Source organism: Lysobacter korlensis (genome assembly GCF_042434515.1).
Genome location: NZ_JBHLTG010000001.1, coordinates 231,690 through 256,957, shown reverse-complemented (window position 1 = coordinate 256,957; position 25,268 = coordinate 231,690). Strand labels below are relative to the sequence as shown.

Here is a 25,268-nt window from a genome sequence, read left to right as displayed (position 1 = left end):
CTGCGCGCCGCTGTCGTCCCATCGCTGCCGGGTGTGGCGGTCCGCTGCATCGCGCCGGGGCCGCTTCGGCGCGATAGGCGACGCAAATACGAAGCCCGCCTTGCGGCGGGCTTCGTCATGGATCATTTCGCAGCTGAAGCGGCGGGCTTTGCAGGCGGCTCGGCGTAGCGGCGCACCATCCACCACTGCTGCAGCAGGCCGAGACCGGCGTTCGTCACCCAGTACAGCACGAGGCCGGCCGGGAAGAACGCGAACATCACGCCGAACACCAGCGGCATGAGCTGCATCATCTTCTGCTGCATCGGATCCATGCCGGTCGCCGGCGTGAGCTTCTGCGTCGCCCACATCAGCGCCATGTTGATCGCCGGCAGCACGAAGAACGGATCGCGCGCGGTCAGGTCGTTGATCCAGCCGATCCACGGCGCGTGGCGCAGTTCGACCGACTCGAGCAGCACCCAGTACAGCGCGAGGAAGACCGGCATCTGCACCAGCAGCGGCAGGCAGCCACCGACCGGGTTGATCTTCTCTTTCTTGTACAGGTCCATCATCGCGACCTGGAAGCCCTGCTTGTCGTCGCCAAAGCGCTCCTTGAGCTGGGCGATGCGCGGCTGGAACTTGCGCAGCTTCGCCATCGAGCGGTACTGCGCCGCCGACAGCGGATACAGGATCAGCTTGATCACGACCACCAGGCCGATGATCGCCCAGCCCCAGTTGCCGAACAGGCCGTGCAGCTTGGCGAGCAGCCAGAACAGGCCATCGCCGAGCGTCGCCAGCCAGCCGTAGCTGCTGAAGTCGACCGCCCGCTCCAGACCCGGCACCTTCTGCGCCTGGATGCCGGCGATCAGCTTCGGGCCCACCCACAGCCGCGCCTGCGTGGCGGCGCTGGCACCGGGGGCGACCGACACGGCCGGGCCCAGCGAGCGGATCAGGTATTCGGTGCCGACGCCGCCGGTCGGCGTCGCAAGCGAGAACGTCGTGGTCGCGTCCGACTGGGGGATCCACGCCGCGAAGAAATGGTGCTGGAGCATCGCGATCCAGCCGCCGTTGACCTGCTTGTTGAGCGGGCCGTCCTCGACGAAGTCCTCGAAGTCGCGCTTTTCGTACTTGTCCTCGGCGCTGTACCACGCGGCGCCCTGGAAGCTGTAGCCGGCCGCGCTCATCGGCCCGGCATTTTCGAGTGCACGCGGAACCCGGCTGAGCTGGCGGTAGACGAAGCCCTGCCACGGCGCGGTGCCGCGATTGATCACCTCGTCGCGCACCTGCACCGCGTAATCACCGCGGCGGAACGTGTAGGTGCGGCGGATCGTGACGCCGTTCGGGCCGGTCCAGACGAACGGCACGACCAGTTCATTCTGGCCCGGCGCAAGCGTGAACTCCCGCTGCGGCGCCTGCAGTGCGAAGCCGCCTTCATGGCTCGGCGCCGCGCCGCTGTTGCTGACCCAGCCGCTCTGGGCGACGAAGTAGTTCGCCGGGTCCTGCGCGAACAGGCGCACCGGCTCGCTGTCGTCTTTGTTCGAGCGCCCGTGCTCGAGCAGGTCGGCCTGGCCGATCTCGCCACCGTCGAGCGCGACACGCAGCACGTCGGTCGTGACCGTTACCGGAGCCGCCGGCCCCGGGCCCGATACCGGCGTCGGTATGGTGCCCGGCGCCATCGGCACAGCAGGCACGCCGGCTTGGTCCGCGGACGGGACCGCGCCAACTGCATTCTGCGTCGCCACGACCGGCGGTGCGCTGCGCTCCTTGCCCCACTCCATCCACAGCAGGGTCGCCACCATCAGCCAGGCGATAATCAGGAAGGCGCGGGTCTGGTTCATGGGCAGGCAGGCTCGGCCGGCGGAATCGCTCGGCGCAGGAATCGGAAGAGGCGGGTCAGCGGGATGGGGGTTGCACGCGATCGGTGCAAGCCGCGGCGGGCATTGTGCCGGGCAGGGAGACGGGCGGCAACGCGGGGTCGGTCAGCGCACCGGCGCGCCGCAGCAGACCCAGGAACGCGCTGCGCAACGCCTCGGATGCCAGCGCGGCCGCACCCGGGCGCGCCACGACCACATAGTCCCCGGGCGCCAGCCAGGCGCGGTGGTGGCGAAAGCTGTCGCGCAACTGGCGCTTGATGCGATTGCGCACGACGGCGCGCGCGTCGACCTTGCGCGACACTGCAAGCCCGAGTCGGGCTTCGGCACGCGGCGATACGGCCTCGGCGGTGGAAACGGGCCCATCGGCAGCACTGGCCGCAACTTGTTCGTCGCCATTCGCATGCGCGTCGGCATGCCAATGCAAAGCAAGCACGGGCAGCGCCACGCGCCGGCCGTGCTTGAAGATGCGATCAAAATCGGACCGCACGCGAACCCGCGCGGCGCGCGGGAAGCGGCGGTTCACGCCCACGTCGGTCGGCCGCAATCGGCAGCCGCTCGCACGGGGCGTGTCAGGCTCAGGCGCAGAGGCGCTTGCGGCCCTTGGCGCGGCGGCGGGCGAGGATCTTGCGGCCGTCGGCGGTCGCCATGCGGGCACGGAAACCGTGGTCGCGCTTGCGCTTGAGGTTGCTGGGCTGGTAGGTGCGCTTGGTGGCCATGATTCGGCTCTGCGTTGACGGCGTTAGAGAACCGCGAAGTCTAGCGACATGTCTGCGCCGGGGTCAACCGGTCAAAGCTCGTGCTCACCATAACGCTGCCGCACGCCAGGCTGGCTCCGGCCCGCGGCGCTCGTGGTTCCGGTCCGGGTGCGCCCGCCGAGCCTGTGGATTACTCCGCGCACGGCCTGTGGACAAGTCCTGTTCCGCGCCCCGGTGCGGTGATAGTCTGCGCCATCCCTGACGCCAGTCCGCCGCGGCCCTCTACGCCGCGCGACCGGCGCTTTTCGTCCGCTGCACGGCGGACCGTAGCGAGCACGAAAAAGCACGATGGATGCCTGGCCCCGCTGTCTCGAACGCCTCGAAGCCGAGTTCCCGATCGAGGACGTTCACACCTGGCTCAAACCGCTGCAGGCGACGCGCCGCAACGACACGACTGTGCTGTTTGCGCCGAATGCATTCGTGGTCGAGCACGTGCGCGAGCGCTACCTGCCGCGCATCCGCGAACTGCTTTCGTACTTTGCCGGTAGCGACGAGGTCAGCCTCGAGATCGGCTCGCTGCCGCGCGCGGCCGCGCCGGCCCCGGTCGTGGCGCAGCCCGCAGCGGCAGCCGAACCGGCACCGCCGCGCGCGATACAGGCGATCGAGTCCTTCAACGGTCATCTCGATAGCCATTACACGTTCGAGAATTTCGTCGAAGGCCGCAGCAACCAGCTCGGGCGTGCCGCGGCGTGCCAGGCCGCGCTCAAGCCCGGCGACCGCGCCCACAACCCGCTGCTGCTGTACGGGGGCACCGGCCTGGGCAAGACCCACCTGATGTTCGCGGCCGGCAACGCGATGCGCGCGAACAACCCGGGCACGCGCGTGATGTACCTCAGGTCCGAGCAGTTCTTCAGCGCGATGATGAAGTCGCTGCAGGACAAGACGATGGATGCGTTCAAGCGCCAGTTCCAGCAGGTCGATGCGCTGCTGATCGACGACATCCAGTTCTTCGCCGGCAAGGACCGCACGCAGGAAGAGTTCTTCCACACGTTCAACGCGCTGTTCGACGGCAAGCAGCAGATCATCCTGACCTGCGACCGCTACCCGCGCGAGGTCGAAGGGCTCGAGCCGCGTCTGAAGTCGCGTCTGGCCTGGGGGCTGTCGGTTGCGATCGAGCCACCGGATTTCGAGACCCGCGCGCAGATCGTGCTCAGCAAGGCGCGCGAGCGCAGCGCCGACATCCCCGAAGAAGTTGCGTTCCTGCTGGCCAAGAAGATGCGCAGCAACGTGCGTGACCTCGAAGGGGCGCTCAATACGCTCGTCGCGCGTGCGAACTTCACCGGCCGCGCGATCACGGTCGAGTTCGCGCAGGAGACGTTGCGCGACCTGCTACGCGCACAGCAGCAGGCGATCGGCATCCCGAATATCCAGAAGACCGTCGCCGACTACTACGGCCTGCAGATCAAGGATCTGCTGAGCAAGCGGCGCACGCGTTCGCTCGCCCGGCCGCGGCAGGTCGCGATGGCGTTGACGAAGGAGCTGACCGAGCACTCGCTGCCCGAGATCGGTGACGCGTTCGCCGGCCGCGACCACACCACCGTGCTGCATGCCTGCCGGCAGATCCGCACGCTGATGGAGACCGACGGCAAGTTGCGGGAGGACTGGGACAAGCTGATCCGCAAGCTGAGCGAGTAATCGACGGGCAGTAGGCCGCCGTTGCAGCAATCAGGTGGCCTTGGGCGGATAAGCGGTGGAGCCAGCGGGTACAAGCTGTGGACAGATCGCGGACACTCACCGTGCGGTAGAGTTGTCCACAGCTTGTCCGGGTGCTGCAGGCCCAGTTCTACCGGGTTTTCCAGCGCCGATAAATCTTTAGTATTCAAAGGCTTAAGGCGGTTTTCCCGGCTTTTTCGGCCCTCCACCGCCACCAAGCTTTTGATTTAATCCACTCTTTTGTATTGGTACGGGGACGGGGTCCAGATGCGTTTCAGCCTTCAACGCGAAGTGTTTCTCAAGCCGCTCGCGCAGGTCGTCAACGTCGTCGAGCGCCGGCAGACACTGCCGGTCCTCGCGAACCTGCTCGTCCAGGTGCAGGCCGGCCAGCTGTCGTTGACCGGTACAGATCTGGAAGTCGAAATGATTTCCCGCGTGGTGGTGGACGATGCGGAGGACGGTGAAACGACGATTCCGGCGCGCAAGCTGTTCGAGATCGTCCGGGCACTGCCGGACGGGAGCAAAGTCACGGTGTCGCAGACGGCGGAAAAGGTCACCGTGCAGGCGGGACGTTCACGGTTCACGCTGTCGAGCCTTCCGGCCGGTGATTTCCCCTCGATCGATGAGGTCGAAGCCACCGAGCGCGTGCATGTGCCGGAGGCGGCGTTGAAGGAGCTGATCGAGCGCACCGCATTCGCGATGGCGCAGCAGGACGTGCGCTACTACCTCAACGGTCTGCTGTTCGACCTGCGCGAGAACTCGCTTCGTTGCGTTGCGACCGACGGGCACCGCCTCGCGCTCTGCGAGTCGGGGTTCGAGGGGATGGGCGCGCAGACCAAGCGTCAGATCATCGTGCCGCGCAAGGGCGTGCAGGAACTTCAGCGGTTGCTCGAGGGCGGGGATCGGGTTCTCGAGCTCGAGATGGGCCGCGGGCATCTTCGGGTCAAACGCGACGATGTGACGTTTACGAGCAAGCTGATCGACGGGCGTTTTCCGGACTACGAGGCCGTGATTCCGATCGGCGCCGACCGGGAGGTGCGCATTGACCGCGAAGTGCTGCGTGCGTCGCTGCAGCGTGCGGCGATCCTGTCCAACGAGAAGTACCGCGGCGTCCGCATCGAAGTGTCGCCGGGTCAGCTGAAGATCAGCGCCCACAATCCGGAGCAGGAAGAGGCGCAGGAGGAGGTCGAAGCCGACACGCGAGTCGATGACCTGGCGGTGGGCTTCAACGTTAACTACCTGCTGGATGCTTTGTCGGCGCTGAAGGACGAGCAAGTGGTGCTGGCGCTACGCGACGCGAACTCGTCAGCGCTCGTGCGCGAGGCGAGCAATGAGCGGTGCCGACACGTAGTGATGCCACTGCGGCTCTGATGCGTTGGGCCGCTTGGCGGTCTGTTCCACGTGGAACAATCAATTGGAGACGCCCGGCCGGTCCGGGCGTTTTCGTTTTTCGCGGAGTCGACGAATGAGGGTGGAACGGCTGGAGTTGCGCAACGTGCGGGCGGTGCTCAGCGCGGAGCTCAGGCCGGCGCAGGGGTTCAACTTGCTCATCGGTGGCAACGGCGCAGGTAAGACGACCGTGCTTGAGGCGCTGCACCTCATGGCGTACGGCAGGAGCTTCCGCGGCCGCGTACGCGACGGGCTGGTCCGTACCGGTACTGAGGCGCTCGAAGTGTTCGTGGAATGGTCGGAGCGGGAGCAGGGTCCTAGCGCGCGGACCCGCCGCGCAGGAGTCAGGCACAGCGGGCAGGAGTGGTCCGGGCGGCTGGACGGGCAGGCTGTCGCTCAGCTAGGCGACCTGTGCGCCGCCTTGGCAGTGGTAACGTTCGAGCCGGGCAGCCATGCACTGGTCAGCGGCGGTGGGGAGCCCCGTCGGCGATTTCTGGACTGGGGGCTGTTCCACGTGGAACCCGCCTTCACTGCGGTGTGGCGACGCTACGCGCGAGCCCTTCGGCAGCGCAATGCACTCCTCAAATCACGCGCGCCGGCGCTGGGGCAACTTGAGGCCTGGGACCGCGAGCTCGCGGCGTCAGGTGAGCCGCTGTCGGACTTTCGGCAAAGCTACCTTGAGCGGGTCGAACCCGCGTTTAGCGCATTAGCCGAGCGCCTCACCCCCATGTTTGGAGCCACCGCGCTGTCCTACCAACCCGGCTGGCGCCGTGACGAGCTTCCGCTTGCGGATGCGCTTTTGCTTGCACGCGACCGTGACATTTCAACCGGACACACGTCGGTCGGGCCCCACCGTGCCGACTGGCGGATCGAATTCGCGAACGTGGCGTCGCGGGCCCATCTTTCGCGAGGTCAGGCGAAGCTGGCTGCGCTTTGCGCACTGCTCGGCCAAGCCGCGTGTCATGCCGAGCTGGCCGGCGAATGGCCTGTCGTGGCCTTGGACGACCTGGCGTCCGAGCTGGACCAGGAGCATCAGGCGCGCGTGCTCGAGTGGCTCGCGGCCGCACACCCGCAGGTCTTCATTACCGGGACCGACGCACCTAGGTGGTTTTCTAGGTCGGCGGGTGTGGAGAAAACGTTCTGTGTCACTCGCGGGGACATCCGCGCCCTCGACGCCTGACCCCCCGCCGGTGCGGCCTGCAGTCGTGTGCCAAGCCGGGCGTGATGGCGTCCGGGGCCCGTCCTTGCTCAGTTAAAGGCGCTTTTCTTTCCGGCCTCCGGGCTGCTAAACGCGAACAGGCTGTATTGCGCGGCGGCTCGGCGCGCCGGGACGACCGAAGCGCGCCCGGCGGGAGTTGTTTCACGTGGAACGCGGTTTCTCGGCCCGGGGCGAGCATGCGGAGCACGGCACTCCGCGTTCCACGTGGAACGCTCCGCGATCCTAGAGTCCCCGGCAGGACACTTGCCGCTAGACAGCACGTCAGCAGAGTTCGGACGCCGCCGCTTCCGGCTCCCCGCCGAGCAGTGCTGTGCCACTCTACATATGAAAACTAGCGACGCGCGGAACCGTCGCGTTCCACGTGGAACATACGCTGACAGCCAAGCGCTGATCCGCCACCGCTGCCCCCACGAGTAAACACCCGTTTGGCCGCGTCGCGGCTGGTGAGCCGGGCTCCGCTATACTCCTGCGACGTCCCCTGAAGTATGTCGACGCGCGCCCTCCGGCCGTGTCGCCGGAGCCTGTTGCCGAATGACTGAACACGATCCGTCCCAAGACACGAACGCAGCCGCGCCCGTAACGCAGACCTACGATTCCAGCAAAATCACAGTCCTGCGCGGCCTGGAAGCGGTGCGCAAGCGGCCTGGCATGTACATCGGCGACGTCCACGACGGCACCGGCCTGCACCATATGGTGTTCGAAGTCGTCGACAACTCAATCGACGAGGCGCTGGCCGGGCATGCAAACGAAGTGCTTGTCACGCTGCATGCCGACGGCTCGTGCTCCGTATCCGACAATGGTCGCGGCATTCCGGTTGATATTCACAAGGAAGAGGGCGTCTCCGCGGCCGAGGTGATCCTCACCGTCCTGCACGCCGGCGGCAAGTTCGACGACAACAGCTACAAGGTGTCGGGCGGTCTCCATGGCGTCGGCGTATCAGTCGTCAACGCACTCAGCGAGAAGCTCTGGCTCGAGGTCTGGCGCGACGGCCATCACTGGCAGCAGGAATACGCGCTGGGCGAGCCGCAATACCCGCTCAGGCCGGTCGAGCCATCGACTCGCCGCGGCACGTTGCTCCGCTTCAAGCCCGCGGTCGAGATTTTCACCGACGTCGAGTTTCATTACGACATCCTCGCCCGGCGACTGCGCGAGCTGTCGTTCCTGAACTCTGGCGTGCGCATCGTCCTGACCGACGAGCGCGGCGACGGCAAGCGGGACGTCTTCGAGTACGAAGGTGGCATCCGCTCGTTCGTCGAGCATCTAGCGCACCTCAAGACGCCGCTGCATCCGCACGTGATCTCGGTCTCGGGCGAGCAGAGCGGCATCACGGTCGACGTCGCGCTGCAGTGGACCGACTCCTACCAGGAAACGATGTTCTGCTTCACCAACAACATCCCGCAGAAGGACGGCGGCACCCACTTGCAGGGCTTCCGCGCCGCGCTGACGCGCACGCTGTCGAATTACATCGAACAAAACGGCATCGCGAAGCAGGCCAAGATCGCGTTGTCGGGCGACGACATGCGCGAAGGCATGATCGCAGTGCTGTCCGTCAAAGTGCCTGACCCGAGCTTTTCATCCCAGACGAAGGAAAAGCTTGTCTCATCCGAGGTGAGACCGGTCGTTGAAAACACGTTCGGTGCACGTTTGCAGGAGTTCCTGCAAGAAAACCCGAATGAGGCGCGCGCGATCGCCGGCAAGATCGTCGATGCGGCCCGCGCCCGCGAGGCCGCGCGCAAGGCACGGGACCTTACGCGTCGCAAAGGCGCCCTCGACATCGCGGGACTGCCCGGCAAGCTCGCCGACTGCCAGGAAAAAGACCCGGCTCTCAGCGAGCTGTTCATCGTCGAGGGTGACTCGGCCGGTGGCTCGGCCAAGCAGGGCCGCAACCGCAAGACGCAGGCGATCCTGCCGCTCAAGGGCAAGATCCTGAATGTCGAGCGCGCCCGCTTCGACCGCATGCTCGGCAGCGCCGAGGTCGGCACGCTGATCACCGCGCTCGGCACCGGCATCGGCAAGGACGAGTACAACCCGGACAAGCTGCGCTACCACCGCATCATCCTGATGACCGACGCGGACGTCGACGGCAGCCACATCCGCACGCTGCTGCTGACGTTCTTCTACCGGCAGATGCCCGAACTCATCGAGCGCGGCCACATCTACATCGGCCTGCCGCCGCTGTACAAGATCAAGCAGGGCAAGACCGAGCTCTACCTCAAGGACGACGCCGCGCTTGATGCGTATCTCGCCGGCAATGCCGTCGAGGGCGCCTCGCTGATTCCTGCCGATGGCGAGCCCGCGATCACCGGGGAGGCGCTTGAGAAGCTCCTGCTCGCTTACGCGGCCGCGCGCGACACCATCGGCCGCAATGCGCACCGGTTCGACTCGAGCGTGCTCGAAGCGCTGCTGGACACGGCGCCGATCGACGCCAGCCGCTTCGGCGACGCGGACGCGGCGCGGGTCGAGCTCGATGCGCTGGAGACGCGCTTGAACCGCACCGGACTTGGCAGGCCGCGCTACCGGCTTGAACTGCATGCGGGCGAGGAAGGGCGCCAGGGATCGTTGCTGATCCGCCGCATGCACATGGGCGTAGAACATACCCAGGTGCTGCCGCTTGCGGCCTTCGAAGGCGAGCTGCGCGCGCTGCGCGAGGCCGCGAGGCTGCTGCACGGTCTGGTGCGTGATGGCGCACAGATCCAGCGCGGCAACCGCGCGCAGCCGATTACGACTTTTGCACAGGCGCAGGCGTGGCTGCTCGACGAAGCGAAGAAGGGCCGCCAGATCCAGCGCTTCAAAGGACTCGGCGAAATGAACCCGGAGCAGCTGTGGGATACCACAGTGAACCCCGAGACCCGTCGCCTGCTGCAGGTCCGGATCGAGGATGCGGTCGCCGCAGATCAGATCTTCTCGACGCTGATGGGCGACGTCGTCGAGCCGCGCCGCGAGTTCATCGAGGAAAACGCGCTCAAGGTCGCCAACCTCGACGTCTGACGCCGCGCGTTCACCGCGCAGAAGCCGCACACCGGGCCGGCATCGACCGGCCCGGTGCATTGCCAGATGGGCGTTCCCGCTGCCTCGTCCGTGAATTGACGGAGCATTGATGTCTCGACCGCTACAACCAGCGATCGTGAACACGGGAACCGCCATGAAACAGCTCCTGCTCGCGACCGCGATCGCCACGCTTGTCACTGCATGCGCGACCGCAACGTCGCCTACCGGCCGTACCCAGCGCGTCGGTGCGGTGTCCCAAGCCGAACTCAATCGTCTGGGTGCGGAGGCGTTCGCCCAGGCCAAGGCAAGCAACCGACAGGGCGGTGACGCACGCCAGAACGCGTATGTACGCTGCGTGGTCGATGCGGTGACGCGTCAGCTGCCGAGCGAATGGCAGGCCCAGTGGGACGTCGCGCTGTTCGCCGACGAGTCCCCGAATGCGTTCGCACTGCCTGGCGGCAAGGTCGGTATCAACACCGGCATCTTCAAAGTCGCGCGCAATCAGGACCAGCTCGCAGCCGTGATCGCGCACGAGATCGGCCACGTCGTGTCCAGACACCACGACGAACGCATCACCCGCCAGCTCGGGACGCAAACCCTGCTCGGCATCGGCAGTGCGATCCTCGGCTCGCAGTATGGCGAAGGCGCTGCCCAGGCAGCGAACCAGCTCGGTGGCGCTGCGGCGCAGGGGCTGTTCCTGCTGCCGAACAACCGCGCGCAGGAAAGCGAAGCGGACATCCTCGGTCAGCAGCTCATGGCACGCGCCGGCTTCGATCCGCGCCAGGCGGTGAATTTGTGGGAAAACATGATTGATGTCGGCGGGGCACGTGGTCCCGCGTTCCTGTCCACGCATCCCGATCCACGCGAACGTCTCGACGAATTGCGTAACCGCGCCACTGAGCTCACGCCCGTCCATCAGCAGGCCCGGGCGAGCGGTCGCGCGCCCAACTGCGGCTAGTCCGTAACGATCGAGCTCGACGTCCCCATTCCCCGCTCCGGAACGTTTCTGTTAGCGTGACCGGCCGCGGCCGTACCGCTACCCGTATTTCCAGGACTCCGCTCCGCGGCGTCCCCGACTCCCAGGTGACCGTATGAAGCATTCCAAGATTCGCCATAGCCTGCTGGCGGCTGCGCTCACAGCGCTGATTGCGCCGGCTCCGGCGGTGTTCGCCCAGAGCGCTGGCGAAGCTGAGCCGAAGTCCGCGACCGAAGATCCGTCGCGCTCGTCTGCATGGAATCGCGGCCGCGACAGGTCCGACGCGCGCGAAAAGGCGAATGCGCGCAGCAAGTCCGGCAGCAAGTCCGAAAGCACGGCGCCCGCCGCGCAGTACCCCAACGCGACGAGGCAGCCGCCGGCCGTAAAGGCGTCTGCGAAGATCGGCCCGAAACTGCAGAAGATCTTCAATTTCCTCGATGAGTCCAAGTCTGCCGAAGCGCGCAAGCTCGCTGACGAGATCATGGCCGATCCGAAGGCCAACGAGTACGAGCGCGCACTCGCCGCGCAGGTCGCTGCACAGGCGGCGCTGGAAGTTGACGATACCGCCGCTGCCAAGCGCTACATGCAGCAGGCAGTCGAAGCGAACGGGTTGGACAACAACAACCACTACAACGCGCTGCTGACGCTCGCACAGCTGCAGCTGCAGGACGACGAGTTCGAGCCCGCGCTCGCTACGTTCGACCGCTTCTTCAACGAGACCAAGTCGCAGAAGCCCGAGCACCTCGTGCTCAAGGGCAACGCGCTCTATCGCCTTGAGCGCTACCCGGAGGCCGTGACCGTCCTCAAGCAGGCAATCGACGCTTCGCCCGAGCCCCGTGCGGAATGGCTGCAGCTGTTGATGGGCGCGTACCTGGAGAACAACCAGTCGGCCGAAGCGGTCAAGGTTGCCGAGAGCGTCGCCGCGAAGACCCCGAACGACAAGCGGGCACAGATGAACCTCGCTGCCGTCTACCTGCAGAACGAAATGTTCGATCAGGGCGCGGCGGTGTACGAGAAGCTGCGCGCTGCTGGCCAGCTGACCGAAGAGCGCGACTATCGCAACCTCTACGTCGCGTACTACAACATGGAAGGCAAGCAGAACAAGGTCGTCGAGGTCATCAACGATGGCCTGCAGAAAGGTGTCCTCAAGCCGGATCACCAGACGTATCTAGCACTGGCTCAGGCGCATTATGATCTTGAGCAGACTGGGCCCGCGATCGAGGCGTACAAGAAGGCTGCTCCGCTTGCGGAAACCGGCGAGACGTATCTCAATCTTGCGCGCATGCTGTGGCAGGAAAACCGCATTGCCGACGCCAAGGATGCGGCGAAGCAGGCAATCGCAAAAGGACTGAAAAAGCCGGACGATGCGAAGAAGATTCTCGCGTTGCCAGCCAAGTAAGCGAATCGATAATGTCAAAACGCGCTTGGAACCAAGCGCGGCCTTTGGTATATGCTAGGAAGTTCCCGCGGAGTTGAACCCGCGGAAATGTGCAAGCCCGCGGCGCATCAGGTGTTGCGGAAAACCCCTCCCGAGCTGACGGCGCATGACGCAAGACCTCGAAATCCACAAGAAACACGACCGCGAAGAAGACGGGTTGAACTGGGCGCGTATCGCCGGTATCACGTCCGCACTCGCCGTGCACGTTGCGGCATTGCTTCTGATGTTGGCGCCGGTTACCCCTCCCACGATCGACGAGGCGGAAGAAGAGGTGACGATGGTCAACCTCATCAAGCCGCCACCGCCGCCGCCACCGCCGCCACCGCCGCCACCGGAAGAAATCAAGCCGCTGACGCCGCCGAAGACGCTGACGCCGCCGCAGCCGACCCCGTTGCCGCCGCCGCCGGAAGAGCCGCCGATCGTCGTCGACGACCCGACGCCGATTGACGTCCCGGCGCCGCCTCCAGCGCCTCCAGCGCCTCCAGCGCCGGCTACGGACCTCAACACCGAAGGCGCGGTCGATCCGTCGTCGCGGTCGATGAATCCGCCGCGCTATCCGCCGACCGAAGCCCGTCAGGGTGTAGGTGGTACCGTGGTGCTGATCATCAGCATCGACGGCCAAGGCAACGTGCTGGACGTCTCGGTCGAGAAGTCGAGCCGCAACCGTAATCTGGACCGCGCAGCGATGGAGGCAGCACGCAAGTGGCGCTTCCGTCCGGCAATGGAAGGCGGCAAGCCGGTCGCCAGCCGCGTGCGGGTCCCGGTCGACTTTGTACCGCCGGCCTGATCGAATCGAGTTGCTTTAAGAATTTCGCTCCACCTATTTCGTTCAACTCTTTCCTTTCCACGACATAAGGGTAAGCGTCATGCTTCAGGAAGCCACCACCACTGCTGCTGCCACTGGAGGCGCCGAAGGGTTCCAGCAGATGGGCTTTGCCAATGTGCTGCAGAACTTCGATCTCGTCGGCTGGGTCGTGTTCCTCACGCTCCTGCTCATGTCCGTCATGTCGATCTTCTGGATCGTCATGAACGTCATCAAGAACATGCGCCTGAAGTCGAACTCCGACCGCGTGGTCAGCACGTTCTGGGAGACTCCGAACGCGCAGGACGCGATCCGCTACATGGAAGAGCAGCCGCGCAGCGAGCCGTTCTCGAAGATCGCGCTCGATGCCGCGCAGGCTGCTGCCCACCACCAGCGTCACGAAGGCTCGCGTCTCGTCGAGTCGCTGAACCGCTCGGAGTTCGTCGACCGCGCCCTGCGTCAGGCCGTTACCCGCGAAAGCTCACGCCTGGAGTCGGGTCTGACCGTGCTCGCCACCGTCGGTGCGACCGCGCCGTTCGTCGGTCTGCTCGGTACCGTGTGGGGCATCTACCACGCTCTCGTCCGGATCGGCGCGACCGGTAATGCGTCGATCGACGCGGTCGCGGGCCCTGTCGGTGAGGCGCTGATCATGACCGCGATTGGTCTGTTCGTCGCAATTCCGGCCGTGCTTGCGTACAACTTCTTCGTGCGCCTCAATCGCGTTACGAACAACAAGTTCGATACGTTCGCACACGACCTGCATGACTTCTTCGCCACCGGCTCGCGCGTCGGTGAACTCGCGGCGAAGCGCTGAGTCTAAGCCTCGTAAACCTTCTGCAGTTGGAGTTCGGACATGGCCTTCAGTTCAGGCAATGACAGCGGCGGCCCAATGGCCGAGATCAACGTCACGCCGCTGGTCGACGTGATGCTGGTGCTGCTGATCATCTTCATGATCACGGCGCCGTTGATGACGCATAAAGTCAAAGTGGAACTGCCAGAGGCCACGCTCAACGACTGGGAATCGGTGGCACCTCCGGTGCCACCGATCAACATCGCGGTGCAGCAGAGCGGCTCGCTGTTCTGGAACGACGAGCCGATCACGAAGGACCTGCTCGAGAGCCGCCTGTCGATCGAAGCGCAGAAGACTCCGCAGCCGCAAATCAACGTCCGCGGTGACAAGACCACGAAGTACCGCATCGTCAATGAAGTCGTGCGGATTGCGCAGGCCCAGGGCATGCGTAAGGTCGGCTTCGTCGCGGTCAAAGAACGCTAAGCAACCGGAGATTCAAGATGGCTTTCAGTAGTGGTTCCGGTGCCGGCACTGCGATGTCCGACATCAACGTCACTCCGCTCGTCGACGTGATGCTGGTGCTCCTGATCATCTTCATGGTGACGGCGCCGACGCTGTCGTACCCGATCGACGTTAACCTGCCGCAGAAGTCGATCAACCCTCCGGTGAATCCTCAGACGCCGCCGGAGCCGATCCGGCTGCGCATTGACGCCTCGGGTCAGGTGTTCTGGAATGACACGCCGTATCCGCTGCCGACGATCGCGAACATGATGGAGGTCGAGGTCCAGCGCGACCCGACCAACCAGCCGATGCTCGAGATTGACGCCAGCGGCGATGCGGACTACGGCATTCTGGCCAAGGTGCTCGCCTCGGCGAAGAATGCGGACATGCAGAAGATCGGCTTCGTCCAGAAGTAAGCCGACTCGCTTACCGTCGTGATTGGAAACGCCGCCTTCGGGCGGCGTTTTTTTATGACGTCTACAGTGGCCACGAGGCCTGCAGCGGTCGCGACATGCGCGAGCCGCAGTTGCATGTCGCCGCTGCGCGGTGGTGAAACCGAAGAGCCGACCCGGATCCGGAAGCCTTACGCGCGTTTCGCGCCAAGGCCTCGATCAACGATCGCGACGTACGCGTGCACTGTTGCCGGCAGACCCGCGTACAGCGCTTCGCTTATCAACGCGTGCCCGATCGAGACCTCAAGTACGCCCGGCACCGCGCTCAAGAATGCCTCCAGGTTCGCTTGGCTCAGGTCATGACCCGCGTTGACACCGAGGCCGGCCGTCTGTGCGATCCGAGCTGCCTCTGCAAAGCGCGCAAGCATCGCCTCACTGCTCCCGCCCTCGAACGCCTCTGCATATGGCCCGGTATATAGCTCGACGCGGTCGGCACCGATCGACGCCGCTTCCGCGATTGAAGCGCGCTGCGCCTTGTCGCCGTGCGCGTCCGCGAACAGGCTTACGCGGCAACCGAGGGCTTTCAGCGCATCGACCAGCGGACGCAAACGCGCGCCGTCGCGGGTGAAGTCGAAGCCGTGATCGGACGTCAGCTGCGCATCGCTGTCGGGCACGAGCGTCGCCTGCGCCGGCCGAACCTGCTCGCAGAGCGCGAGAAACCCCGGATAGCCCGCTCGCGGCGGCGCAAACGGATTGCCTTCCAGATTGAACTCAACGCCCCGCGCCGCGGTGAGCGCGGCCAGCGCGTAGACGTCATCCGCTCGAATATGGCGCGCGTCCGGGCGGGGATGCACGGTGATTCCGTGCGCGCCGGCGTCGAGGCAAGCCGCTGCGGCGCGTACGACATCGGGCTCGGCGCCGCCGCGCGAATTGCGCAGGACGGCGATCTTGTTGACGTTGACGCTGAGGGCGGTCATCCCGTCACTGTAGCGTCAGTCGCCGCGGCCTGCAGCCCGGTTCCGAACGCTGCAGGCGGCGCATCCTGTCAGCGTCGCGGTTCGGCCTGCGTGCCGGTTCCGGTGGCGCCCAAGCCCGACTCCGCAGCCGCCGCAAGTCGGCGCGCCTCGGCCTGTTCGCGAAGCCGATGCAGTTCGACCGGATCGATCATCGCCGCCTCATCGCGACTGCGGCTGCCGACGCGCTGGGCCAGCAGCCCCATTACCCAGGCCAGCAGCGCCGCGGCCGCCGCCAGCAGGCACACCATCAGCAGCGCCACCGATGTCGTATTGAATGCACCCACGAGCGCAGCGAGTGCGACCAGCAGATAGAGCCAAGGCATCTTCGGTCCTTACTGTCCGGGAACGCGACGAGTGTAGCTGCGGTGCCCGTGATGACTGCACCGGCCGTTCGGTCGGCGCGACCGCTGGTCCGGCTACAGCAGCGGCGAGACAAGGCGCGCCAGCGCCTCGGGCAGCCGGCAACGCAGCAGTGGGCGGTCACGATCGTCGCGTACGCGCGGGGCGTGCTGCAGGTCCCGCTCCAGTAGCTGCGCGAGCGCGGCAGCAACCGCGTGGTCCCGGAACAGCACTGACACCTCGAAGTTGAGCCGGAAACTGCGGTGGTCGAAGTTAGCGCTGCCGATGATCGCAAGATCGTCATCGCACAGCAGGGCCTTGCTGTGCATCAGGCGCGGGCCGTACTCGTGGATCTTCACCCCGGCCTGCAACAGGTCGTCGAAGTACGAGCGCGTCGCATACGTCACCAGCCGGCTGTCGCACACCTTCGGCACGATCAGCCGAACGTCGAGCCCACCGAGCGCCGCGGACGTGAGCGCCATCATCGCCGCCTCGCCCGGCACGAAATACGGCGTTGCGAGCCACACCCGCCGACGGGCGGCATGAATCGCGCCGACATGCACGCGGTGGATCGGCTCCCATGGCGAATCCGGTCCCGACACCAGTACGTGCGCCGCGACCGGGCCCGGCGTCAGCACCGCGTGCGGGTATGGCAGTGGCGGCGTGTGCGTCGCATACGCCCAGTCTTCGACGAACACCAGTTGCAGCGCGCTGACCACCTCGCCTTCGAGCCGCAGGTGCAGGTCGTGGTAGGCCTCGCCGTCGAAGCGTTCGTCCTGCTCGTCGGTGATGTTGATCCCGCCGGTGAACGCGATCCGGTCATCGATGACGACGATCTTGCGGTGCGTGCGCAGGTTCACCCACGGACGCTTCCAGAACCAGTGCAGACGCATCGGATGAAACCACGCGACCTCGCCACCGGCCTCGATCAGCGGCCGCAGAAACCGCTTGCTCACCCGGCCACTGCCGACCGCGTCGAGCAGCAGGCGCACCTTGACCCCGGCGCGAGCACGCTCCGCCAATGCATCGCGCAGCGCGGCGCCCGTGTGATCGGGCCTGAAGATGTAGTACTCCAGATGCACGTGCTCGCGCGCTTCGGCAACCGCCGCCAGCAGCGCGTCGTACTTTGTTGCACCGTCGACGAGCAATTCGACGCGCGTTGCACTGCTGGCGGGCAGCCCGGTCGTGGCACGTGCGACCCGCGCGAGCTCCAGCGAGTCCGAACTCGGGCTGTGCCCGACCGGCGGCGCCGGCAGCGCCGCGCGGTTGCGGCCGCGCCGGACGCGCTGGCGCCGGATCCGCTGCGGGCCGAACACGTAATAGATCACAAAGCCGACATACGGCAGCGCGGCCAGGCTGACCAGCCAGCTCAGCGTTGCGGCGGGCTCGCGTTTCTGCAGGACGATCCACAGGCCGAGGCCGAGCACATAGACGACCCAGCCCAGCGTCAGGTAGATGCCGGGGTCGACGGTGCTGGCCACGTCCCACCAGAAACCCCACAGTGAATCCAACGCGTTCGTCTCCTTCGCAATCTGCAGCGGCGGTCGCAACGGCTGCGACGGCAAGCGCTAGCCTAGGCGCCATGGACGACGCCCGCAAAGCACAGTCGCCGATCAAGGGCCGGGGCGCGGCATCGCAGGTCCCCGGTCGGTTCGAACGCACGCGCGCGCATGGCGAGGACGACGGCTGGGGTTCGGTCTACGAAGACCTTGCCGAAGCCGGCAGGCCGCAGACCCGGGTCACCGAAGAACGCGCCCGCAGCGTGGTCACGCGCAACGACTCGCCCGACGTCGGCTTCAGCCAGTCGGTCAACCCGTACCGCGGGTGCGAGCATGGCTGCGTGTACTGCTTCGCGCGCCCCTCCCACGCGTACCTGGACCTGTCACCCGGGCTCGATTTCGAGACCCGGCTGTTCGCGAAAACCAACGCCGCCGAGCGCCTGCGCGAGGAGCTCGCCAAGCCCGGCTACGTGCCATCGACGATCGCGCTGGGCATCAACACCGATGCCTACCAGCCGATCGAGCGCCGCTACGGCATCACCCGCGAGGTGCTCGAGCTGCTCGCGGAATGCCGGCATCCGGTGAGCTTCGTGACCAAGAGCGCGCTGATCGAACGCGACCTCGAGCTGCTTGCGGCGATGGCGCGCGAGCGGCTGGTCAGTGTGTATTTCTCGATCACCACGCTCGACAACCGCCTTGTCTCGCGGATGGAGCCGCGGGCCGCCGCGCCGCACGCGAAGCTGCGTGCGATGCGCCGGCTGCACGAGGCCGGAGTGCCGGTGGGCGTCATGGTCGCGCCGGTGGTGCCGATGATCACCGACGCGGAGATCGAGCACATCCTCGAAGCGGCATACGAGCACGGCGCACGCGGCGCGGGCTACGTGCTGCTGCGGCTGCCGCACGAGCTCAAGCAGGTCTGGCGCGAGTGGCTGGAACTGCACTATCCCGACCGCGCCGCGCACGTGATGAGCCTGGTGCAGCAGATGCACGGGGGTAAGGACTACGACGCGGCGTTCGGCCGCCGCATGCGCGGGCAGGGCCCGTTCGCGCAGTTGATCGAGCAGCGGTTCAAGAAGGCCCACCGGCGCCTCGGTTACGGCCGGCTGCCGGCGCTCGACGCAAGCCGCTTTACGCCGCCGCGGCGCCCCTCGCCGCAGGGCGAGCTGTTCTGACTTCGCCCTGTCGCCTTCGAGCCGCGCTCAGCCGCCGACTGCGGGCCACAGCGGGCCGCCGAGCCAGAGCCAGCGCGACATCCACGCCGACACCAGCGCGATCAGCACCGTCAACGGCAGGCCGATGCGCAGGAAATCGTTGAAGCGGTACTGCCCGGGCCCGAGGATCAGAAGGTTGCCGTGGTGGCCGATCGGGGTCAGGAACGCGACTACCGCACCGAGCGCCGTGCAGACCACGAACGGTGTCGCCGGCAGCCCGATCGATTCGGCAAGCTCGATCGCGATCGGCCCGAGCAGCACGGTCGTCGCCGCGTCGGACAGGATCTGGGTCAGCAGCGCTGCCAGCGTGAACAGCACCAGCAGCACCGCGAGCGGCGACCACGTGGCCACCACCTGCAGCAAGCCGTCCGCCAGCAGCTGCGCGGTGCCGGTCTTTTCCATCGCGATGCCCAGCGGAATCACGCCGGCGATCATCACGAAAATGCGCACGTCGATCTCGCGGTAAGCCTGGTCGATGTCGACGCAGCGCGTGGCGACCATCGCGACCGCGCCGAGCAGGAACGCAAGCGGCGCCGACAGCCATTCGGTCGCTGCCGCCAGCACGGTGACGGCGAGAATCGCGAGCGCGAGCGGCGCACGCACGCGCCGGCGCGCCTCACCCGCGAACGGCACCAGCATCAAAAAGCCGTGGTGCGCGGCGAGCTCGGCAAACCGTGCCGGCCGGCCCCAGAGCACCAGCAGGTCGCTCTCGCGCAGCCGTGCATCGGCCAGGCGCGGCGCAATGTACTCGTCGCGACGCCACAGCCCGGCGATCACCGCATGGAAGCGTCGTGCGAAGTTGAGCTCGCCGATCGAGTGGCCGATGAACTCCGAGCCCGGCGCGACCAGCGCCTGCACGAGCTGCGGCTCGCCCTCGCCGCCGGCGTGGTCCCCAAAGCGCGCGACCGCGTAGAGGTCGAGGTCCTCATCGTCGTGCAGAGATGCCAGCGCGTCGGCTGACGCCTCGACCAGCAGCACGTCGCCGCTGAGCAGCGGGCTGGTCGGCGTGAGGTCGGCACGCAACTTACCGTCGCGCATCCAGCCCAGCAGGCGGAATTTGTCGCCGAGCGACTTCTGCAGGTCGGCGAGCGGCCGCGTGCTCCAGCGCGAGCCTTCGACGATCAGCAGCTCGGTGCGGTACCGGTCCAGCCGAAGGTAGTCGCCTTCGCCAGCACCGCCGAAATGCTTCGGCAGCAGCCAGCGCGCGACCAGCATGTACGCCACACCGATCAGTACGAGCGCGACGCCGATCGGCGTGATCGAGAAGATCCCAAGCCCCGGTTCGCCATTGCGTTCGATCATGTTCGCCGCCAGCAAGAACGCCGGTGCGCTGACCAGCGTCAGCGTCGTGCCGAGCGAGGCGGCGAACGACATCGGCATCAGCAGGCGCGAGACCGACAAGCCGCGCGAATGCGCGAACCGCGAAAGGATCGGCAGCATCATCGCGGTCACCATCACGTGGTGGGTGAACGACGACAGTGCGGCGACGGTCGGCATCACCACGGCGATCGCACGTGACTCGCGTTGCCCCGCGGCGCGACCGATGCCCTGGCCGATGCGCTCGGTCAGGCCGGTCGCCGCGAGCGCGCCGGAGATCACGAACACCGCCGCGACGATGATCGCCGGCTCGCTGGCAAAGCCCGACAGCGCCTGCTTGGCGTCGAGCACGCCGGTGACCACCAGCGCGAGCAGCGTCAGCATTGCGGTGACGTCGACGCGCAGCCGCTCGGTGATGAACAGATAAAGCGCACCCGCCAGGATCAGCAGGAACACCGCCTGTTGTAGGTCGATATGGGGCATGGCGCGCATTGTGCGCTAGGTCGCATGCAGTGCCCATGCACCGCCCCGTCACGACATCGGGCTAGAATCCGCGCCAGCCACGCTGCATCAGGTTTGAATGGCCAACCCTTCCGCTCCGTCGAGCGGCATGCACGGCGACCGTTACCGGAACGCACTGCAGGCCCTCGACAGCGGCATCGCGCTGATCGACCCGCAGGGTTGCTGGATCGACGCCAATGCCGCGTTCGCACGACTGCTCGGTGACCGCGATGCCTGCCCGCTGGGCACGGCCGCCGCGCTGTGCGTGGCCGATGACGAGCGTGACCGCCTGCGTGCCGACCTCGACGCCTGCCTGCGCGACGGCGCCCGCTTCGACAGCGCCCGTGTGTGGCGCCACGGCGACGACGGGACATGCCGACTGCGCACCCGCATCACCCCGGTCACCGGCAGCGACGGCGCGATCGATGCGGCCATCGTGCAGCTCGATCCCGCCGATGACGCGGGCGCCGCCGAGGACGCCATGCGCCGGCCGCTGCAGCTGTTTGCCGACAAGGTCGCCCACGACCTGCGTGCGCCGCTGCGCTCGATCGAAAGCTTCTCGATGCTGCTCGCCAAGCGCGCCGCCGAGCGCCTGGACGACACCGACCGGAATCACCTCGCCCGCATCCGCGCCGCGGCCGAGCGCATGAGCAGCCTGCTCGTCGCGCTCGGCGAGTACTCGCGTGCGATGCAGGCCGAACTGCGGCCCGCCGCGGTCGATCTGAGTCTGGTGGCCGAGTGGGTCGGCGCGGAGCTGCGCGAGGCCGACCCGGAGCGCGACGCCGAGCTGCACGTGCAGCCGGGGCTGGTGGCCTGGGGTGACGAGCGGCTGCTTAAACTCATGTTCACGCAGCTGCTCGGTAATGCGTGGAAATTCGTGCGGCCCGGTGAGCCGGCGCGGATTGAGGTCACCGGCGAACACGACGGCGCGCGCCTGCAGGTGCACGTGCGCGACCACGGCTGCGGTTTCGACATGCAGTATTCTCACAAGCTGTTCGAACCGTTCCAGCGATTGCATGGCGTTGAACACGGGGGCGGCCATGGCCTCGGGCTGGCGATCGCGCAATGCATCGCGCAACGCCACCGCGGCGGGATCCGCGCCGAGTCGCAGCCGGACACCGGCAGCGTTTTCACGATCGAACTGCCGTCCGCCGCGACCGCCGACAAGGTGAGTGATGCATAAAGAAATCCTGCTGGTCGAAGACAACCCCGACGACGTCGAGCTGACCCGGCTTGCCTTCGACGAAGCGAAAGTCGCGAACCGGCTTGTCGTGGTCGGCGACGGCGCCGAAGCGCTCGACTATCTGTTTGCACGCGGCGCGTACGCCGGGCGCAACGCCGAGGAGTTGCCGTCGATCGTGCTGCTGGATCTGAACCTGCCGAAGATCGACGGGCGCGAAGTGCTGCAGGCGATCCGGTCCAATGATGCGACCCGCACGCTGCCGGTCGTCGTGCTGACCACGAGCACCGAGCCGTTCGACGTCGAAGCCAGCTATGCGCTCGGCGTGAACAGCTACATCCAAAAGCCGGTGGACTTCGAGCAGTTCGTCTGGGCGGTCAAGCAGGTCGGCCTGTACTGGCTCGTCCTCAACCACCCGCGCGAGCCGGGCTGATCGCTGCCGGGGCTGACCCGGCTTCGCACATCGCTCAGCCGCCGCCGAACAACTGCTCGGCGCGCTGGAACAGCACCCAGCTCGTGGCAATGAACTTGTCCCCGCCCTGCGGCCGGTTTCCGCGGTGGGTGTGCGTGAACGCCGCCGGGGCCAGCAGCAGCGAGCCGGTGCGTGGCGTGACCTTGCGCTGCTGGTAGAGAAACTCGGTCTCGCCTTCGCCGAACCCGTCGTTGAGATAGATCGTCCACAGCAGGTGGCGGTGAAGCGTCTCGCCACGGGGATCGCGCGGGTACAGCTCGCAATGCCAGTACGGGTAACCGCCGCGGCCGGCGGTGTAACGCTGCAGGTTGATCGCGCCTGGCCGGAACACGGTCTGCACGACCGGAGATAGGTCGTCGTCGCTCATCTCGCGCACGCGCTCGGGCGTGAGCCGGTGGCGTGCGCCGTCACGGCCCGGTACCTCGAGCATCAACGGGGCGATCAGCGTATGCGGGTAACGCCGCAGATAGGCCAGAAGCCCGCCGAACACGGCCCGGTTCAGTGCGTTCTCGACCTCGACCCACTCGGGCTTGCCACTGATCGTCAGGTCACGGCTGTCCTTGAGGTCGGGCATTAGCCCGCCGCCGACCAGGCCGGGCTGGTCCTGGCCGCTGGACTTGAAACGCTCCACGAGCGCGGCACACCACGACGCATCAAGCACGCTGTCGTAGGTTTCGATGAAGTCGGACGGTGCGGAAGCGTCGGTCATGGCAGTCGGTACGCGAAACGCCGGGGGAGCGGCCATGGTCGCACGCGCTGCGGGACGATCCAAAAACGCAACAGCTCCAAGTTCGAGTCTCCGAGCCTGCGCGGACGATATTTCGCGTGTGACGGCGGCGTTCTCGGTGTAGGAGCGCGACCGCGACCGGCTCAGCTGGCGTCAATCAAGGTGATCGCCGCATGCAAAATTGCAAGGCTTTGCTGAACAGGCGGGCTAACCGCTAATCGTCGGACCGGTAAAGCTTTGCGATTCGACTACTTACCGAGCTGGCACGGAAATCGCTCTGCATCGAGAGCCCGGTCGATCGGGGGCCAAACCCGGGGACTTAGGATGCGTGCCCAGCCCTCCCGCCCGCACGACGGTCGCGTCGCCGCCATGTCCCCTGCGTTCCGAATTGTGTACCCGCTGTTCTCGCCCGTGTCCTGGCCCACGCTCGAGTGCAGCAGTACGCCATGCAGCAGTGCCACCTAAGCGCATGCACGATCAGACGCACCGCTGAGCCGCGGCGCGTCGCGCAGCAGTGGATCACGTGGAACGACAACAGGCCGAAACCCCGAGTGCAGCATGCGGCATGCAGCGGGGCCACATGCAGCAGTGCGACAGGCAGAAGTGCGACAGGCAGTGCCACGCGCAGCGGAGCGATACACAGCCGCAGTAGAGCCGCCCGACTTCAGCCGGCCGAGCGGCTGACGACCCGCTCGGCATCAAGTCACAACCCGTTGCGCAACTCGGTGCCAGCGGCCGCCGCAGCGGCCATGGCGATCATCAGGCCGCGCCGACCGACGTGGGCTCGTCGGCTTCCGAACCGCGCAGGCCGTGACGGCCGATCAAACGGTAGAGCGTGACGCGCGAAACGCCGAGCTCGCGTGCGGTGTCGATAAGCCGGCCGCGGTTGCGATGCAACGCGCGCTCGATTGCCCCGCGCGTCGCCGCATCGCGTACTTCTTCGAGCGTCGGCGGCGGCCTCGAGCTCGTGCTGTCGATGTTGAGGTCGGCAGCGGTGATCAGCCGGCCTTCCGCCATCACCACCGCTTGGCGCACGCGGTTGATCAGCTCGCGTACGTTGCCCGGCCACGGGTGCGTGTGCAGCGCGTGGCGTGCGCAGGGCGCGAAGCCCTTGAGCGTGCGCTGCCCCTCCTGTGAATACCGGCGCAGTGCGTACTCGGCGAGCTTGTCGATGTCGCTGCCGCGCTCGCGCAGCGGCGGCTGTTGCAGCCGAAGCACGCACAGGCGGTGGTAGAGGTCGGCACGGAACCGGCCTCCCGCAACCGCGGCTTCAAGGTCGTGGTGCGTGGCCGAGATGATGCGCACGTCGATCTTGATCTGATCGTGCCCGCCCAGCCGCTCGATGCTGCCCTGCTGCAGGAAGCGCAGCAGCGACGCCTGGCTTTCAAGCGGCAGGTCGCCGATCTCGTCGAGGAACAGCGTGCCGCCGTTCGCCATCTCGATGCGGCCGAGCTTGCGCGCCTGCGCGCCGGTGAATGCGCCGCGCTCGTAGCCGAACAGTTCCGACTGCACGAGGTTGTGCGGAATCGCGCCGCAGTTGATCGCAACGAACGGATACGCGGACCGGCGCGACTGCCGGTGCACGGCGGTCGCGGCGAGCTCCTTGCCGGTACCGGTCTCGCCGGCAATGAACACCGGTGCATCGGTCATGGCGGCCTTGCGCAGCGTACGCGCGAGCATCCGTATCGCCGGGCTGTCACCGATGATGCCGTCCACGTCGCCGTCGGACACCGTCTCACCGCCCTTGCAGGCGAGCCGCGCCATCCCATGCGCGTGACCGATCACGGTGTCGAGCACCGACTCCGGGCACGGCATCGTCACATAGTCGTAGCAGTAGTCGCGGATCAGCCGGCGCACCGGCTCGTCCTCGAGCTGGCGCGTTTCCACGCCTGCGACCCAACCGACGTTGCTCTGCGATAGCGCCGCACCGAACGCGGCCAGATCCTGCGCGCAGAAGCCCTCACGCAGGTCGATCAATGCGGCAAACGCGCGCTCGGGGTTGCGTTGCAGGATGCGCAGCGTCGCGCGCGCATCCGGTGCGCGATGCAAACGCCAGCCCATGTGCTGCAGCCGGCCTAATGTCAGTACACGGCCGGCCCCGCCATGCGTGACATAGATCAGGTCGCGCCCCGCGACCTCGTCGTCGTCACGGTCGTTGCCCAGCGGCACCGACCTCGAGCTTGGCGCCATCAGTGTCGATGCGCCCGCATGTGTTTCGGAATATCCCGAAACCCTCATTCCATCGTTCGACAT

The 25,268-nt window shown here is 66.6% G+C and carries 22 protein-coding genes; 13 read left to right on the top strand and 9 right to left on the bottom strand.

Annotated features, from left to right (window positions below; genetic code table 11):
• Window positions 1-122: 122 nt before the first annotated feature.
• Genes yidC through rpmH form a run of 3 tightly spaced genes read right to left on the bottom strand, consistent with a single transcriptional unit; the run spans window position 123 to window position 2,566 of the window.
• Window positions 123-1,814, bottom strand: a complete 1,692-nt coding sequence (gene yidC, locus ACFFGH_RS01145) for a membrane protein insertase YidC (RefSeq protein WP_386664113.1) — start codon at window positions 1,812-1,814, stop codon at window positions 123-125.
• A 55-nt stretch (window positions 1,815-1,869) separates the two neighbouring features.
• On the bottom strand, window positions 1,870-2,373 hold the full coding sequence (gene rnpA, locus ACFFGH_RS01140) for a ribonuclease P protein component (protein WP_386664112.1): 504 nt from the start codon (window positions 2,371-2,373) through the stop codon (window positions 1,870-1,872).
• Window positions 2,374-2,425: 52 nt separating this feature from the next.
• Entirely contained in the window at window positions 2,426-2,566 is a 141-nt protein-coding gene (rpmH, locus tag ACFFGH_RS01135) for a 50S ribosomal protein L34 (RefSeq protein WP_031374044.1), read from the bottom strand.
• A 327-nt stretch (window positions 2,567-2,893) separates the two neighbouring features.
• Here rpmH and dnaA point away from each other — a divergent pair, with 327 nt between their 5' ends.
• From dnaA to ACFFGH_RS01085, 10 genes are all read left to right on the top strand, one after another.
• Window positions 2,894-4,240 (top strand): chromosomal replication initiator protein DnaA, encoded by a 1,347-nt coding sequence (gene dnaA, locus ACFFGH_RS01130; protein ID WP_386664110.1) that lies wholly within the window; start codon window positions 2,894-2,896, stop codon window positions 4,238-4,240.
• A 285-nt stretch (window positions 4,241-4,525) separates the two neighbouring features.
• Window positions 4,526-5,629, top strand: coding sequence for a DNA polymerase III subunit beta (gene dnaN / locus ACFFGH_RS01125; RefSeq protein WP_386664108.1), 1,104 nt, complete (start codon window positions 4,526-4,528; stop codon window positions 5,627-5,629).
• Window positions 5,630-5,723: 94 nt separating this feature from the next.
• The gene (gene recF / locus ACFFGH_RS01120; RefSeq protein ID WP_386664107.1) at window positions 5,724-6,827 is read left to right on the top strand and encodes a DNA replication/repair protein RecF; all 1,104 of its coding nucleotides are present in this window, start codon (window positions 5,724-5,726) and stop codon (window positions 6,825-6,827) included.
• 570 nt (window positions 6,828-7,397) lie between these two features.
• Window positions 7,398-9,854: a DNA topoisomerase (ATP-hydrolyzing) subunit B gene (gene gyrB, locus ACFFGH_RS01115; protein ID WP_386664105.1), complete on the top strand. Its 2,457-nt coding sequence runs from the start codon at window positions 7,398-7,400 to the stop codon at window positions 9,852-9,854.
• A gap of 154 nt (window positions 9,855-10,008) precedes the next feature.
• Entirely contained in the window at window positions 10,009-10,812 is an 804-nt protein-coding gene (locus ACFFGH_RS01110; RefSeq protein ID WP_386664103.1) for a M48 family metallopeptidase, read from the top strand.
• Between the two features lie 133 nt (window positions 10,813-10,945).
• Complete coding sequence (locus tag ACFFGH_RS01105) at window positions 10,946-12,229, top strand: tetratricopeptide repeat protein (protein WP_386664101.1); 1,284 nt, start codon at window positions 10,946-10,948, stop codon at window positions 12,227-12,229.
• A 145-nt stretch (window positions 12,230-12,374) separates the two neighbouring features.
• Window positions 12,375-13,055: an energy transducer TonB gene (locus tag ACFFGH_RS01100; protein WP_386664099.1), complete on the top strand. Its 681-nt coding sequence runs from the start codon at window positions 12,375-12,377 to the stop codon at window positions 13,053-13,055.
• A gap of 79 nt (window positions 13,056-13,134) precedes the next feature.
• Window positions 13,135-13,884 (top strand): MotA/TolQ/ExbB proton channel family protein, encoded by a 750-nt coding sequence (locus ACFFGH_RS01095; RefSeq protein WP_386664098.1) that lies wholly within the window; start codon window positions 13,135-13,137, stop codon window positions 13,882-13,884.
• A 39-nt stretch (window positions 13,885-13,923) separates the two neighbouring features.
• The gene (locus ACFFGH_RS01090) at window positions 13,924-14,343 is read left to right on the top strand and encodes an ExbD/TolR family protein (RefSeq protein ID WP_386664096.1); all 420 of its coding nucleotides are present in this window, start codon (window positions 13,924-13,926) and stop codon (window positions 14,341-14,343) included.
• A gap of 17 nt (window positions 14,344-14,360) precedes the next feature.
• Window positions 14,361-14,777 (top strand): ExbD/TolR family protein, encoded by a 417-nt coding sequence (locus ACFFGH_RS01085; RefSeq protein ID WP_386664094.1) that lies wholly within the window; start codon window positions 14,361-14,363, stop codon window positions 14,775-14,777.
• Window positions 14,778-14,944: 167 nt separating this feature from the next.
• Here ACFFGH_RS01085 and ACFFGH_RS01080 read toward each other — a convergent pair whose 3' ends face one another.
• From ACFFGH_RS01080 to cls, 3 genes are all read right to left on the bottom strand, one after another.
• Complete coding sequence (locus tag ACFFGH_RS01080) at window positions 14,945-15,730, bottom strand: pyridoxine 5'-phosphate synthase (protein WP_386664093.1); 786 nt, start codon at window positions 15,728-15,730, stop codon at window positions 14,945-14,947.
• 68 nt (window positions 15,731-15,798) lie between these two features.
• Window positions 15,799-16,092: a hypothetical protein gene (locus tag ACFFGH_RS01075; protein ID WP_386664092.1), complete on the bottom strand. Its 294-nt coding sequence runs from the start codon at window positions 16,090-16,092 to the stop codon at window positions 15,799-15,801.
• 93 nt (window positions 16,093-16,185) lie between these two features.
• Complete coding sequence (cls, locus tag ACFFGH_RS01070; RefSeq protein ID WP_386664090.1) at window positions 16,186-17,619, bottom strand: cardiolipin synthase; 1,434 nt, start codon at window positions 17,617-17,619, stop codon at window positions 16,186-16,188.
• A gap of 71 nt (window positions 17,620-17,690) precedes the next feature.
• On the opposite strand from cls, the gene ACFFGH_RS01065 reads away from it, so the two are divergent.
• Window positions 17,691-18,779: a PA0069 family radical SAM protein gene (locus ACFFGH_RS01065; RefSeq protein ID WP_386664088.1), complete on the top strand. Its 1,089-nt coding sequence runs from the start codon at window positions 17,691-17,693 to the stop codon at window positions 18,777-18,779.
• Between the two features lie 27 nt (window positions 18,780-18,806).
• On the opposite strand, the gene ACFFGH_RS01060 is transcribed toward ACFFGH_RS01065, so the two are convergent.
• On the bottom strand, window positions 18,807-20,618 hold the full coding sequence (locus ACFFGH_RS01060) for an SLC13 family permease (protein WP_386664087.1): 1,812 nt from the start codon (window positions 20,616-20,618) through the stop codon (window positions 18,807-18,809).
• 97 nt (window positions 20,619-20,715) lie between these two features.
• Here ACFFGH_RS01060 and ACFFGH_RS01055 point away from each other — a divergent pair, with 97 nt between their 5' ends.
• A complete protein-coding gene (locus ACFFGH_RS01055; RefSeq protein ID WP_386664085.1) occupies window positions 20,716-21,819 on the top strand; it encodes a PAS domain-containing sensor histidine kinase in 1,104 nt (367 codons plus the stop codon).
• Complete coding sequence (locus tag ACFFGH_RS01050) at window positions 21,812-22,249, top strand: response regulator (RefSeq protein ID WP_386664083.1); 438 nt, start codon at window positions 21,812-21,814, stop codon at window positions 22,247-22,249. The genes ACFFGH_RS01055 and ACFFGH_RS01050 overlap by 8 nt, the downstream gene beginning before the upstream one ends.
• Window positions 22,250-22,283: 34 nt before the next feature.
• Here ACFFGH_RS01050 and ACFFGH_RS01045 read toward each other — a convergent pair whose 3' ends face one another.
• Window positions 22,284-22,997, bottom strand: a complete 714-nt coding sequence (locus ACFFGH_RS01045; RefSeq protein ID WP_386664081.1) for a 2OG-Fe(II) oxygenase — start codon at window positions 22,995-22,997, stop codon at window positions 22,284-22,286.
• A gap of 777 nt (window positions 22,998-23,774) precedes the next feature.
• Window positions 23,775-25,268 carry a sigma-54 dependent transcriptional regulator gene (locus tag ACFFGH_RS01040; protein WP_386664080.1) on the bottom strand — a complete coding sequence of 498 codons (1,494 nt, stop codon included), beginning with the start codon at window positions 25,266-25,268 and terminating at the stop codon, window positions 23,775-23,777.

What these genes read in the sequence shown, in the direction of transcription:
- ACFFGH_RS01050 (WP_386664083.1), top strand. Translation starts at nt 21,812, where the DNA reads ATGCATAAAGAAATCCTGCTGGTCGAAGACAACCCCGACGACGTCGAG.
- gyrB (WP_386664105.1), top strand. Translation starts at nt 7,398, where the DNA reads ATGACTGAACACGATCCGTCCCAAGACACGAACGCAGCCGCGCCCGTA.
- rpmH (WP_031374044.1), bottom strand. Translation starts at nt 2,566, where the DNA reads ATGGCCACCAAGCGCACCTACCAGCCCAGCAACCTCAAGCGCAAGCGC.
- ACFFGH_RS01075 (WP_386664092.1), bottom strand. Translation starts at nt 16,092, where the DNA reads ATGCCTTGGCTCTATCTGCTGGTCGCACTCGCTGCGCTCGTGGGTGCA.
- dnaN (WP_386664108.1), top strand. Translation starts at nt 4,526, where the DNA reads ATGCGTTTCAGCCTTCAACGCGAAGTGTTTCTCAAGCCGCTCGCGCAG.
- ACFFGH_RS01110 (WP_386664103.1), top strand. Translation starts at nt 10,009, where the DNA reads ATGAAACAGCTCCTGCTCGCGACCGCGATCGCCACGCTTGTCACTGCA.
- ACFFGH_RS01045 (WP_386664081.1), bottom strand. Translation starts at nt 22,997, where the DNA reads ATGACCGACGCTTCCGCACCGTCCGACTTCATCGAAACCTACGACAGC.
- yidC (WP_386664113.1), bottom strand. Translation starts at nt 1,814, where the DNA reads ATGAACCAGACCCGCGCCTTCCTGATTATCGCCTGGCTGATGGTGGCG.
- ACFFGH_RS01105 (WP_386664101.1), top strand. Translation starts at nt 10,946, where the DNA reads ATGAAGCATTCCAAGATTCGCCATAGCCTGCTGGCGGCTGCGCTCACA.
- ACFFGH_RS01055 (WP_386664085.1), top strand. Translation starts at nt 20,716, where the DNA reads ATGGCCAACCCTTCCGCTCCGTCGAGCGGCATGCACGGCGACCGTTAC.
- ACFFGH_RS01080 (WP_386664093.1), bottom strand. Translation starts at nt 15,730, where the DNA reads ATGACCGCCCTCAGCGTCAACGTCAACAAGATCGCCGTCCTGCGCAAT.
- ACFFGH_RS01060 (WP_386664087.1), bottom strand. Translation starts at nt 20,618, where the DNA reads ATGCCCCATATCGACCTACAACAGGCGGTGTTCCTGCTGATCCTGGCG.
- recF (WP_386664107.1), top strand. Translation starts at nt 5,724, where the DNA reads ATGAGGGTGGAACGGCTGGAGTTGCGCAACGTGCGGGCGGTGCTCAGC.
- ACFFGH_RS01090 (WP_386664096.1), top strand. Translation starts at nt 13,924, where the DNA reads ATGGCCTTCAGTTCAGGCAATGACAGCGGCGGCCCAATGGCCGAGATC.
- ACFFGH_RS01100 (WP_386664099.1), top strand. Translation starts at nt 12,375, where the DNA reads ATGACGCAAGACCTCGAAATCCACAAGAAACACGACCGCGAAGAAGAC.
- ACFFGH_RS01095 (WP_386664098.1), top strand. Translation starts at nt 13,135, where the DNA reads ATGCTTCAGGAAGCCACCACCACTGCTGCTGCCACTGGAGGCGCCGAA.
- ACFFGH_RS01085 (WP_386664094.1), top strand. Translation starts at nt 14,361, where the DNA reads ATGGCTTTCAGTAGTGGTTCCGGTGCCGGCACTGCGATGTCCGACATC.
- ACFFGH_RS01065 (WP_386664088.1), top strand. Translation starts at nt 17,691, where the DNA reads ATGGACGACGCCCGCAAAGCACAGTCGCCGATCAAGGGCCGGGGCGCG.
- dnaA (WP_386664110.1), top strand. Translation starts at nt 2,894, where the DNA reads ATGGATGCCTGGCCCCGCTGTCTCGAACGCCTCGAAGCCGAGTTCCCG.
- ACFFGH_RS01040 (WP_386664080.1), bottom strand. Translation starts at nt 25,268, where the DNA reads ATGTCGAACGATGGAATGAGGGTTTCGGGATATTCCGAAACACATGCG.